The sequence below is a fragment of the Gilliamella sp. GillExp13 genome (assembly GCF_001690815.1).
Lineage (GTDB): Bacteria > Pseudomonadota > Gammaproteobacteria > Enterobacterales > Orbaceae > Gilliamella > Gilliamella bombi.
In genome coordinates this window covers 1-12,720 of record NZ_LZHJ01000138.1, presented here as the reverse complement: position 1 = coordinate 12,720, position 12,720 = coordinate 1, and the positions used below count along the sequence as shown (strand labels likewise).

Genomic DNA, 12,720 nt, shown 5'->3' with positions numbered 1-12,720 from the left:
TTAAATTCGGTTCCATTATCAAAGGTGATGCTTTTAACCATTTTTTTAAACGGCGTTAGCAATTTTATTATCATATCTCTCGTTTCGGAGGCGGTACGTTGATTGAGGCGCCCAATTAATACTAGCTCTGTTTTGCGTTCAACTAATGTCACCAATGCTTGCTTGTCTTTACGGCTAATAATCGTATCTCCCTCCCAATGTCCTCGCGTTTTCCGGCTTTCTACATAACTTGGACGTTGTTTAATTGACCGTTTATAACGGCGGTCTCCTTCTTCAATACTCGGTGCCTTACAATGCCTATAGGCTTTGCCTTTTCGCCTTAGATAAGGTTTGAATTGTTCATAGCGCGCTTTATTTTGATAAAGATAGTTATAGATTGATTGGACACAGACTTTCTTTAAACGTGCAGCAATCTGCTCTGGGCTGTAATAAAGCATGAGGTATTTTTCAACTTGGCGCCATACCGAAGACTCTATTGGCTTACCATTACCGCTGTTTTTTCGCCTTTTCTTAGCTAGGGTTACCGCATCATGTGCTTGATAGGCTTGATTAGGTTTTGAGTTTCTTTCTATCTCTCGACTTATTGTCGAAGGATGTCTATTGAGTAGCTGGGCTATCTCTTTTTTATTCTTTCCGGCTTGTAATAATACGAAAATCTGGTATCTTTCCTTCCTAGAAAGGTGATTATAATACATAGCAATCTCCAAACTGTGGTGGTGCGAAGGTGCTAGTATAAATCACCTTTCTACTTTCTTCACTCCACCGTGTTTAAAATTGCACTTCATGTTTGAATCCAGGAACTTCAATAAGATCAATACGCTACCTGAAGTATTTTAAGGTAAAAATCCTACATATTGTAAAATTTATATGCCTGCCTTTTTACGACGTTAGAATATATCTAAAACTGAATTCTAAGTTATTGGTTTGTTATTTAGTTTTAGGACGGTTTTTGATTATAGTACGGCTTACTATGTTAGGTTATTTTTTACAATATAATGATTTTCTTTATAATAATTAATATAAATTACATTCAGTTTAATCTATTTAATCATTTCGTGTTTAATTATTAGGAATCTTCTTGAATAAATCTTTAAAATTTGATAGTTTACAGGAAAGATTTTTAACATTAAAAACACTAAAAAGAAGGTAATTGTTATGACAATCAAAGTAGGTATTAATGGCTTTGGCCGTATTGGCCGTATTGTTTTCCGTGCTGCTCAAAAACGTTCAGACATTGAAATCGTTGCTATCAACGATTTATTAGATGTTGAATATATGGCTTATATGCTTAAATATGATTCAACACATGGTCGTTTTGACGGTACAGTTGAAGTTAAAGATGGTAAATTAGTCGTTAACGGTAAAGCAATTCGTGTTACTGCTGAACGTGATCCTGCAAACTTAAAATGGAACGAAGTTGGTGTTGATGTTGTTGCTGAAGCAACTGGTTTATTCTTGACTGATGAAACTGCTCGTAAACACATCCAAGCTGGTGCTAAGAAAGTTGTTTTAACTGGTCCTTCTAAGGACAGCACTCCAATGTTTGTTATTGGTGTTAATGATAAAGATTATGCTGGTCAAGATATTGTTTCTAACGCTTCTTGTACAACTAACTGTCTAGCGCCTTTAGCTAAAGTTATCAACGATAACTTTGGTATTGTTGAAGCATTAATGACAACTGTTCATGCAACAACTGCAACTCAAAAAACTGTAGATGGTCCATCTCATAAAGATTGGCGTGGTGGTCGTGGTGCTGCTCAAAACATCATCCCTTCATCAACAGGTGCTGCTAAGGCGGTAGGTAAAGTTATCCCTGAATTAAACGGTAAATTAACTGGTATGGCTTTCCGAGTTCCTACTCCAGACGTTTCTGTTGTTGACTTAACTGCTCGTTTAGAAAAGCCAGCTAAATATGAAGATATCTGTAAAGCAATCAAAGCCGCTGCTGAAGGTCCAATGAAAGGCGTTCTTGGCTATACCGAAGATGATGTTGTTTCTACTGATTTCTTAGGTGAAGTTTGTACTTCAGTATTTGATGCTAAAGCTGGTATCCAATTAAGTGATAACTTTGTTAAACTTGTTTCTTGGTATGACAACGAAGTAGGTTATTCAAACAAAGTATTAGATTTAATCGCAGTTATTTCTAAAAAATAATTGATATTTAACTTTGTTTATAAGGCGGCCTTAGGGTCGCTTTTTTTATGCTCTTATTTTAGAGAAATTTTTAGCTTTTTTTAGAGACAAAAAAAACGCTCACTTTGTGAGTGAGCGTTTTTCTAATATGAAATGCTAAAGTTTCAATTAGATTACAACGACTTCGGCAGCTGCAGGTCCACGAGGGCTATCTTGGATAGCAAATTCAACTTGTTGTCCTTCAGCTAATGTTTTAAAACCATCACCTGAAATAGCTGAAAAGTGAACAAATACATCTTTACTTCCATCCGCAGGGGTAATAAAACCAAAACCTTTACTTTCATTAAACCATTTTACTTGGCCTGTTTTTTTATTCATTTACTAGACATCCTAACAATAATTAATAATTAGCCATTAGGCCGTATGGGTTTTAACATCGTGTTAATAATGTAACTAAAAGCCAAGATAATGTGCTTAACAATACATTATTGTGGTTCGTTGTTATTCACTATTTGGCACTTTGTTGTTTACCCAGTGATATTACCGCATAAATTATAATCAAAAGCAAGATGTGAATAATAATTTTTTTTTATAAAAAAAAAGTTTTATTGAATTTTCAGGAAATTATTTTTTAATTGATAAAAGTCAAATTTTAATCGCTGAAATTTTAATTGATTTTTAAAGTCACTAAAAAATTATGAAAAATAAAAAAGCCATAAAATAATATTTATGGCTTTGATAAAAATATTTTTTATTGAACTTTATTTATTTTTTGCTCGTTCAAATGACTCAATAATTTCTTTACGGGCTGCATTAGCGTTATCCCATCCGTCAACTTTCACCCATTTACCTTTCTCTAATGCTTTGTATTGTTCAAAAAAGTGTTTGATTTGTGATTTGAGCAATTCAGGCAAATCATCAACATCTTTAATGTGATCATATTCTTTTGATAGTTTGCTGTGAGGTACTGCAACTAGTTTTGCATCTTGACCTGCTTCGTCTGTCATTTTTAATACACCAACTGGGCGGCAACGAATAACTGAGCCTGGTTGTAATGGATATGGCGTTGGGACTAATACATCAACTGGATCGCCATCTAATGATAATGTGTGATTAATATAACCATAGTTGCATGGATAAAACATTGCTGTAGCCATAAAACGGTCAACAAATACAGCGCCAGTGTCTTTATCAACTTCATATTTAATTGGATCTGCATTGGCTGGAATTTCAATCACAACGTAAATATCATCTGGTAATTCTTTACCTGCTGGTACATTTAAAAGTCCCATTTTTGTATCCTCTATCTAAGTTTATATAGTGTTTGTGAATAATAATAAGCGGCACATTATAAAGATTATTCAGTGTCGCTCAATTCTTTTAAATATTGAAAAATTTGTCTTGCCGTTTTGGTTGGCTTGTTTGTTTCTTGCTCTTTTTTTGCTAAACGGGCTAAGGTTCGTAATTGCTGACGATCGGCAGTTGGGTACAAACCGATAATATTTTCGGCATCGCCAGTTGCAATCAATTCATCGCGAAGTTTTTCAAGTTTGTGAAACAGGGCGATTTGCTGATTATGGCGATTTTTAAGTTTATCAAGTGCTTGACTAATTGGGTCAATATCTCGGTTACGCAGCAGTTTACCAATGTATTGAATTTGGCGGCGATACCCTTCTTTTTTTATTTTCTGCGCAAGTTCAATTGCATAAGAGAGATCTTCATCGAGAGGAATTTTTTCAAGTTCGTTTTTGCTTAGCTTGACAAGTTCAATCCCTAATTTTTTTAAAACTTCAGCATCACGTTTAATTTCACTTTTACTAACGTAGATGATTTCGTCATCTTCAGTGTCAATAGCGAAGTTGGGTTCTAGATTTGTCTCTTGATTATGATTCATGTTATTTCTTTTGTTAACTATTGTGTAATTCTAGCTTATTATAACGTATCGCTAGCAGAATTGTAGAAAATAATAAAATGAGTATTGAACAGATTAAAAAAGAAGCTTTAAATCAAAAAGAAACTTTATCGGCAATTGTTGCTAATGCTATTGAGCAAGCAAAGTCACGTGTTGATGAAGTTGAGGTATCGATTAATAAGTCAACAGGTATTAATGTTAGCACTCGCATGGGTGAAACCGAGAATGTTGAATTTAATAGTGATGGTGCGTTATCTATTACTGTTTATCAAAATAAACGTAAAGGGAGTGCTTCTACCAATGATTTGTCTTCTCAGGCTATTTTGCAAACGGTGAATATGGCGATTGATATTATGCAATATACTTCGCCAGATCCTTGTTCAGGTTTGGGTGATGTGAGTCAAATGGCATTTAATCCACCCGATTTAGATTTATTTCATCCTAGTGATTTGAACGTTGATAATGCCATTGAGCAGGCTAAACAAGCCGAATTAACTGCGTTAAATCATTCCAAATTGATTAATTCTGATGGCGGTTATTTTAGTAGTCGCTATGGCGTTTATGTTTATGGTAATAGTTTGGGGATGTTGCAAGGTTATTGCGCAAGTTCACATTCACTTTCATGCTCAGTTATTGCTCAACAAGCAGGGCAGATGGAAAGTAATTATGCTTATACTTCATCACGTGATTATAGTCAGCTCAAGTCTGCTGATTGGGTTGGTGTGCAGGCAGCTGATAGAGCGATTTCACATTTAGGCGCTAAACAGATCGCAACAATGCAAACTCCAGTGTTATTTAGTGCTGAAGTTGCCGTTGGACTCATTAGGCATTTAGTGGGGGCCATAAGTGGCGGTGCCATTTATCGTAAATCTTCTTTTCTTTTAGATAGTGTAGGGAAGGAGATTTTTCCTAATTGGGTAACTATTTATGAGGATCCTTTTATTTTAAAAGGCGTTGGATCATCGCCTTTTGATAGTGAAGGGACAAAAACAGTTAAGCGCAATATTGTTGAGCAAGGTGTGTTGCAAACTTATTTGTTAGGCAATTATTCAGCTCGTAAATTAGGCTTAAAATCGACTGGGCATGCAGGTGGGATTCATAATTGGTTTGTATCGCCAAGCCATGCAAATGCTAGTTTTGATGAGATGCTAAAAAAATTGGATAAAGGTGTTTTGGTGACTTCGTTAATGGGGCAAGGTGTTAATAGTGTGACTGGTGATTATTCGCGTGGAGCTACAGGATTTTGGGTTGAGAATGGAAAAATTCAATATCCAGTTAGTGAAATCACCATTGCTGGTAATCTTAAAGATATGTATAAAAATATTGTGGAAATTGGAAACGATATCGAAACCAGAACAAGTATTCAATGTGGCTCAATTTTGATTGATAATATGAGTATAGCGGGGAAATAAGGATTAGCATGGCTGATTTGTTAAAAAGTACTTTTTTTCAAAAACTAATTGCATGGATGCCCGGATTAGGCAGTTTATTACAGTATAAACGAGAATATCTTAATTTTGATATTAAAGCTGGTTTATCAGTTGCAGCTGTTTCGTTACCTGTGTCAATTGCTTATGCTGAATTGACTGGTGTTGGCGCTATAGCTGGACTGTATTCGACCATTTTGCCTTTAATTGTATATGCGTTTTTTGGTTCTTCTAAACAATTGATTGTAGGACCTGATACAGCAACTTGCGCTGTAGTTGCCGCTGTTGTGTTACCTTTAGCGGCTAATGATCCAATATTGCGCTGGCAATTAGTTATTATATTAACAATAATGATAGGCATTTGGTGTATCATTGCTGGAAAGTTACATCTTGGTGCTTTAGCCGACTTACTTAGTCAGCCTATTTTAATTGGTTTGCTTAATGGCATATCAATTACCATTATGGTCGATCAGTTAGCCAAGACCTTAGGCTTTAGCTACGATTATTCTTATTTGATTGAGCGAATAGTCTATTTCCCTTTTAAATTGTCAGAAATTCATATAGGCACTGCACTCGTTTCGTTTTTTACTTTGTCTATTTTAATTGCCTTAAAGCGATTAAAACCTCTATATCCTGCACCTTTATTAGCTGTTATTGTCATGACGTTTTTTTCGTGGGTATTTAATTTTGAATATTTTAATATTCGTATTATTGGTAATGTTAGCAGTGATTTTATTCCTACCGAGTCATGGCTTGATTTTGATAAAGGATTAATGCGTGATTTAGTTGTTCCTTCACTTAATATTGCTATCATCTGTTTTGTTAGTATGATGATAACTGTACGCAGTTTTGCATCAAAAAATAACTATGAAACCAATGCCGATGTTGAATTTAAAGCGTTAGGTATAGCTAATATTGTAGCAGGGTTATCACAAGGCTTTGTTGTTAGTGGTACATCATCAAGAACAGCTGTAAATGATGCAAATGGAGGTAAAACACAACTAGTTTCGGTTATTGCAGCAATATTAATTGGTATTGTGGTATTGTTTTTTCTTTCGCCTTTACAATATATTCCAACTTGTGTGTTAGGGGTGATTTTAATATATTCTTTAATTTCACTCATTAATTTTCAAACCATTGTTCGCTTTTTTAAATTTGATCGAGATGCTTTTTATTTGAGTTTGATAACACTCATTTCAGTACTTGTTATAGGGATTATTCCTGGTATGGCGTTAGCGGTACTACTGGGGTTATTTTTATTTTTGCGTCGGGTATTTAGACCAAAAGATCAATTACTAGGTGTTGATGAAAGTGGTCGGATTCATTCTATAAGCCAAAATGTGCAACCGATCAGTAATACAATGATTTATCGATTTAATTCTCCGCTAACTTATTTCAATATCGCTTATTTTAAGCGAAGAATTATCAGTTATATTGATGAGTCTAGTGATCCAATAAGCTATTTTATTGTCGATGCCATTCCTTGTTTTACTTATAAAGATGTGAGTGTGCTGTCGGGAATTGATGAATTAGTGAAGTCTTTAAAAGTAAGAAATGTTACCCTAATTTTATCTGGTCGGCGTAAAACACTTAAAAATTGGTTTAAACAGATGAATATTAAGCTTGATGATGAGTATATCGAGTTTGCTTATGATCTTTATTTTGCAGTTAAGTTAGCTCAAAGTAAGGGGCATATGGATAATAAAACTGATGATGAATCTGAACATTTATCATGACTTTTCATCAAATATGTAGGATTTGTTTTTAATTATCTGACATTTCTCAATTATTGACAGATAAAGTAATATTAATATGGACAATCGCCTACAAATTTAAGTACAATATTAGATCTTTCAAATAAAGTATTTTAGTAAAAAATTAGAGGTAAAAATGGCACGTGTAACTGTTCAAGATGCAGTAGAAAAAATTGGTAATCGCTTTGATCTCGTTCTTGTAGCAGCGAGACGCGCTCGTCAATTACAAGTGGAAAATAAATCACCACATGTTCCTGAAGAGAACGACAAAGAAACTGTTATTGCTTTACGTGAAATTGAAGATGGTCTTGTCAATAAACAGATTCTTGATATTGCTGATTTTCAAGCTCGTCAAAACAAAGAGGAAGAAACACGAGCAACACTTCATGAGTCGATTCTTCTCGAAAACACACCATCATACGAATAAGCTTTACAGGAATTGCTTATGCAATATTTTGATGGCTTAAAAGAGGTTGTAGCATCTTATCTTCCGTCTAAACAAGTCGAATTGATACAAGATGCTTATCTTTTTGCTAAAAATGCACATGAAGGGCAATTCCGATGTAGTGGTGAACCTTATATAACTCACCCAGTTGCAGTTGCAACATATCTAGCTGAGATGCGGCTTGATTATGAAACAGTTATTGCCGCACTTTTACACGATACTATTGAAGACACTCCTGTCACTTTTCAAGATATTACCGACAAATTTGATAAACATGTTGCCATTTTAGTCGAAGGTGTCTCTAAACTTGATAAATTAAAATTCCGTAACAGGCAAGAAGCACAAGCTGAAAATTTTCGGAAAATGGTGCTTGCTATGACTGAGGATGTGCGTGTAATTTTAATTAAACTTGCTGATCGTACGCATAACATGCGTACACTTAGTGCTTTAAGACCTGATAAACGTCGTCGCATTGCTAAAGAAACCCTCGAAATCTACGCACCGTTGGCTCATCGTTTAGGTATCAATCACATCAAAACAGAACTTGAGATTTTGGGCTTTACAGCAATGCATCCAAATCGAGCTAAAGTGATTGAAAAAGTCGTTAAAACAGCGCGAAATACGCGAAAAGAGCTAATTCAACAAATTTTGTCTGAAATCCGTGGGCGATTACATGACGCTCATATTGATGCAGAAGTTACTGGTATCGAGAAAAATATCTATGTTATTTATCAAAAGATGAAACTACGTGAACAACATTTTCATTCTATCATGGATATTTATACTTTTAGAATTGTGGTAAATGATGTTGATGCTTGTTATCGTGCTCTTGGACTGGTACATAATTTGTATAAACCACGTCTTAATCGTTTTAAAGATTATATCGCTATTCCTAAAGCAAATGGCTACCAATCATTGCATTCATCGTTAATAGGCCCTCACGGTACACCAGTTGAAGTCCAAATTCGTACCGAAGATATGGATCAAATGGCAGAAATGGGTGTTGCTGCTCATTGGGCATATAATGCAGTTGATGAATTAAACAATACTACTGCGCAAATTAAAGCTCAGCGCTGGATGCAAAGCCTGTTAGAATTGCAACAAAGCGTAGGGAATTCTTTCGAATTTATCGAAAACGTTAAATCTGATTTGTTTCCTAAAGAGATTTACGTTTTTACTCCCAAAGGACGTATTGTGCAATTACCAGAAGGAGCAACAGCAGTTGATCTTGCTTATGCAGTCCATTCTGATATTGGTTATCAATGCATTGGCGCAATTGTTGATCGTAAACCTTATCCTTTATCACAATCATTAAGCAGTGGGCAAACAGTTGAAATTATTACCTCTCCTGAAGGCCATCCTAATGCTAGTTGGTTAAATTTTGTGGTTAGTGCTAGAGCGAAGTCGCGTATTCGTCAGGCGCTTAAAACTCTTAAGCGTGAAGATGCAATTGAATTGGGTCGACGTTTATTGAATCTTTCGTTAGTTAAATCTGGCGGTATTAATGGACTGTCAGAAAGCCAAAAGGCTAGAGTGGTTGAGTTAGCCAAATTGTCCAATTTTGATGATGTCTTAGTCGAAATCGGATTAGGTAATATTATGAGCCATTTTATTGCCAAAGGTTTAGAACATAAAGCGCTGCTGCAAAATAAATCAGAGTCAAATAAAACTCTTGTTATTACTGGCAGTGAAGGCGTTTCTGTTACATTTTCTAAGTGTTGTCATCCGATTCCTAATGATCCTATTGTTGGGCATGTTAGTCCAGAGAAGGGGTTAATTGTGCATCATGAATCTTGTCGAAATGTTACTGGTTATCAAAATAATCCAGAAAAATATATTTCACTTAAATGGGCTCCGGATATTTCTCAACGTTTTGTTGCTGAAATTTGGCTCGATATTTTAAATACTCAAGGTTCTTTGGCGCATATACTGTCAATTATTAATGATGAAAATACTCGCTTACAATGGTTAAATACCGAAGAAAAAGATAGGCAGATTTATACTGTTATTCTACAGATAGAAGTAAAAAATACCCAGCAACTTAATGAATTAATTCGTAAAATGTTACTACAACCTGATGTAGTAAGTGTTAAACGAAATATAAATTAGTCATTATGATAAATCGTTTTTTTGACCATTTACCGTTGATAAAACTAACGGGAATTGGTGAAAGTCTAGAAAAAAAGTTCAATACATTAGGTATCTATACCGCTAAAGATCTGTTATTGCATTTTCCTTTACGTTATGAAGATCGTACTTCATCTTGCGCTATTGCTGACGCCAATATTGGTGAATTTACGACAATTGAAGGTGTTATTATTAAAAGCGAAATTGCTTTTGGTCGTAAACAAATACTAGTTTGTTACGTTCAAGATAATTCTGGTATTGCAATATTACGATTTATGCATTTTACTGCCAGCATGAAGGCTTCGCTAATTAAAGGTAAGTGGATCAGTGCTTATGGTGAAATAAAACGTGGTAAAAATTATCTTGAAATAATTCATCCACAATTTAAATTAAAAACAAGTCGAGACGAAAAATCTACTACGTTAGAAGATGATCAAGAAAGATACACACCTATTTATTCAACTACTTATGGATTAACTCAGGCTGTGATTCGACGGTCAATTATGGCTGCGCTAATTTTGCTGAAAAATAATCCTTCAGAAGAAGTTTTACCTCCACAGCTAGCTTGTCAGTTTTTGTCGGCTTTTGATTCTTTAAATATTATTCACAATCCACCCATTGATACTGAGATTGAACAGTTGGAGTCGGGTGATCACCCAGCTATTAAGCGGTTTATTTTTGAGGAATTGATTGCTTATCATTTGAGTATGTTAATGATAAAAAAACATAATCAAAGACAGCAGGCACACTTGTTTTCCCCAACTCAACACTTGATTAACCCGTTTTTATCATCATTACCTTTCACGCCAACCCATGCTCAACAGCGAGTTGTGCAAGAGATTTATCTCGATATGGCAAAACCAGTACCTATGATGCGATTAATTCAAGGTGATGTTGGTTCTGGTAAAACATTAGTAGCAGCTTTAGCAGCGTTGAATGCAATTGAAAATGCTTGCCAAGTGGTTTTGATGGCACCAACAGAAATATTAGCCGAGCAACATTATAATAATTTTAGTACTTGGTTTGAGCCGTTGGGAATTAGTGTTGATTGGTTGTCAGGAAGATTAACCGCCAAAAATAAGCGACAGCGTTATGAGCGCCTTCAAAAGGGTGAAATTACTATGTTAATTGGTACTCATGCAGTATTTGTTGATAAAGTAGAATTCACCTCGTTAGGTCTTGTCATCATTGATGAACAGCATCGATTTGGTGTTAATCAGCGCCTAAGTCTTTGGGAAAAAGGAATTAAAGATCATCTTTATCCGCATCAATTAATTATGACAGCAACGCCTATTCCAAGAACATTAGCCATGACAGTCTATGCTGATTTAGATGTTTCTGTTATTGATGAATTACCTCCAGGAAGAACACCAATTAACACAGTTGTAATACCTAATAATCGCCGAGATGAAATTATTGAACGTGTAAATCAAGCTTGCTTAGCAAACCGCCAAGTTTATTGGGTGTGTACTTTGGTCGAAGAGTCCGAAATACTTGACGCACAAGCGGCTGAAATGCTGGTTGCCGAATTGCAAATGCGTTTGCCGCATTTAAATATTGCGTTAGTGCATGGTAAAATGAAGTCTGATTTAAAACAATCAGTTATGCAAGAGTTTAAAGCAGGAAAAATTCAACTGCTGGTTGCTACAACAGTTATTGAAGTTGGTGTTGATGTTCCTAATGCTAGTTTAATGATTATCGAAAATGCAGAACGTTTAGGTTTAGCTCAGTTACATCAGTTGCGTGGGCGAGTTGGACGTGGCACGGCAGTATCTCATTGTGTATTAATGTATCAAGCTCCTCTAAGTAAAGTTGCTCAAGCACGCATGAAGGTAATGCGTGAAAGTACTGATGGATTTGTTATTGCCCAAAAAGATCTTGAACTTCGTGGTGGTGGTGAAATTTTAGGGACTCGGCAAATGGGTACAGCTAATTTTAAAGTTGTTGATTTGATTCGCGACCAGCATTTGATTAGTGAAATTCAAAATATATCTTATGACATCCAAAAAAAACATCCACAAAGTGCTGAACAATTAGTTGATTGTTGGCTTCCAAATCGTGAAAAGTATATTAATGCTTGATTAATAATGTGAAGTTGGATTAACGTGTGGATGGTAAAATTGTCATTTGAATCCGTCCACACGTTAAAGTCTAATAGCTAAATTCGCCGATTATAAGAATGAGCGATACGGCAACTCTGGTTCATCGATAAAAATATCTCTAAAGCCACGATAATGTTGATAATGCATTTTATTATTATCGGTTGGGTAAGTATATTTACCGCCAACTTGCCAAAAGAAAGGTGTAAATTTATAATCAAGACGATCTTTTTTCATTTTCCATAAAACTTCAATTTCACGAGGATCGCTTTGGAAGTTTGCCCAAATATCATGGTGGAAAGGGATCACAACTTGAGTATTAAGAGATTCAGCTGCTCGCAAAATATCGGCCGATGTCATTTTATCGGTCACGCCACGAGGATTTTCGCCATAAGACAGCAGTGCTACATCAATTACTCTGTTCCTTTTACAACCTGGATTCAAACATGAAGTGCAATTTTAAACACGGTGGAGTGAAGAAAGTAGAAAGGTGATTTATACTAGCACCTTCGCACCACCACAGTTTGGAGATTGCTATGTATTATAATCACCTTTCTAGGAAGGAAAGATACCAGATTTTCGTATTATTACATGCCGGAAAGAATAAAAAAGAGATAGCCCAGCTACTCAATAGACATCCTTCGACAATAAGTCGAGAGATAAAAAGAAACTCAAAACCTAATCAAGCCTATCAAGCACATGATGCGGTAACCCTAGCTAGGAAAAGGCGAAAAAACAGCGGTAATGGTAAGCCAATAGAGTCTTCGGTATGGCGCCAAGTTGAAAAATACCTCATGCTTTATTACAGCCCAGAGCAGATTGC

Annotated in this window: 11 protein-coding genes and 1 pseudogene; 7 read left to right on the top strand and 5 right to left on the bottom strand. The window is 35.4% G+C overall.

From position 1 onward, the window contains the following. Positions 1-695: IS30 family transposase (locus A9G37_RS09890; protein ID WP_065575393.1), on the bottom strand; the 695-nt coding region annotated here is incomplete at its 3' end. Positions 696-1,155: 460 nt separating this feature from the next. On the opposite strand from A9G37_RS09890, the gene gapA reads away from it, so the two are divergent. Beyond that, a complete protein-coding gene (gapA, locus tag A9G37_RS09885) occupies positions 1,156-2,154 on the top strand; it encodes a glyceraldehyde-3-phosphate dehydrogenase (protein WP_034912538.1) in 999 nt (332 codons plus the stop codon). Between the two features lie 147 nt (positions 2,155-2,301). Here gapA and cspE read toward each other — a convergent pair whose 3' ends face one another. The 3 genes from cspE to yjgA form a co-directional block, all read right to left on the bottom strand. After that, on the bottom strand, positions 2,302-2,511 hold the full coding sequence (cspE, locus tag A9G37_RS09880) for a transcription antiterminator/RNA stability regulator CspE (protein WP_025315032.1): 210 nt from the start codon (positions 2,509-2,511) through the stop codon (positions 2,302-2,304). Between the two features lie 383 nt (positions 2,512-2,894). Beyond that, a complete protein-coding gene (gene ppa, locus A9G37_RS09875) occupies positions 2,895-3,425 on the bottom strand; it encodes an inorganic diphosphatase (protein ID WP_034912536.1) in 531 nt (176 codons plus the stop codon). Between the two features lie 65 nt (positions 3,426-3,490). Then, complete coding sequence (gene yjgA / locus A9G37_RS09870) at positions 3,491-4,027, bottom strand: ribosome biogenesis factor YjgA (RefSeq protein ID WP_034912533.1); 537 nt, start codon at positions 4,025-4,027, stop codon at positions 3,491-3,493. A gap of 77 nt (positions 4,028-4,104) precedes the next feature. Between yjgA and pmbA the strand changes: the two genes are divergently transcribed. The 5 genes from pmbA (at position 4,105) to recG (ending at position 11,879) form a co-directional block, all read left to right on the top strand. Beyond that, positions 4,105-5,457 carry a metalloprotease PmbA gene (gene pmbA / locus A9G37_RS09865; RefSeq protein WP_034912523.1) on the top strand — a complete coding sequence of 451 codons (1,353 nt, stop codon included), beginning with the start codon at positions 4,105-4,107 and terminating at the stop codon, positions 5,455-5,457. Between the two features lie 8 nt (positions 5,458-5,465). Beyond that, positions 5,466-7,208 carry a SulP family inorganic anion transporter gene (locus tag A9G37_RS09860; protein ID WP_218059369.1) on the top strand — a complete coding sequence of 581 codons (1,743 nt, stop codon included), beginning with the start codon at positions 5,466-5,468 and terminating at the stop codon, positions 7,206-7,208. Positions 7,209-7,362: 154 nt separating this feature from the next. Then, positions 7,363-7,653: a DNA-directed RNA polymerase subunit omega gene (gene rpoZ / locus A9G37_RS09855; RefSeq protein ID WP_034912518.1), complete on the top strand. Its 291-nt coding sequence runs from the start codon at positions 7,363-7,365 to the stop codon at positions 7,651-7,653. Positions 7,654-7,671: 18 nt separating this feature from the next. Further along, positions 7,672-9,780 (top strand): bifunctional GTP diphosphokinase/guanosine-3',5'-bis pyrophosphate 3'-pyrophosphohydrolase, encoded by a 2,109-nt coding sequence (gene spoT / locus A9G37_RS09850; RefSeq protein WP_065575392.1) that lies wholly within the window; start codon positions 7,672-7,674, stop codon positions 9,778-9,780. Positions 9,781-9,785: 5 nt separating this feature from the next. Further along, entirely contained in the window at positions 9,786-11,879 is a 2,094-nt protein-coding gene (gene recG, locus A9G37_RS09845) for an ATP-dependent DNA helicase RecG (protein WP_065575391.1), read from the top strand. A gap of 90 nt (positions 11,880-11,969) precedes the next feature. On the opposite strand, the pseudogene A9G37_RS09840 reads toward recG, so the two are convergent. Beyond that, a pseudogene (locus A9G37_RS09840) lies at positions 11,970-12,311 on the bottom strand (L-ascorbate 6-phosphate lactonase); the annotation flags it as partial. 122 nt (positions 12,312-12,433) lie between these two features. Between A9G37_RS09840 and A9G37_RS09835 the strand changes: the two are divergent. Next, on the top strand, positions 12,434-12,720 hold a 287-nt coding region (locus A9G37_RS09835; RefSeq protein ID WP_065575390.1), incomplete at its 3' end, for a helix-turn-helix domain-containing protein.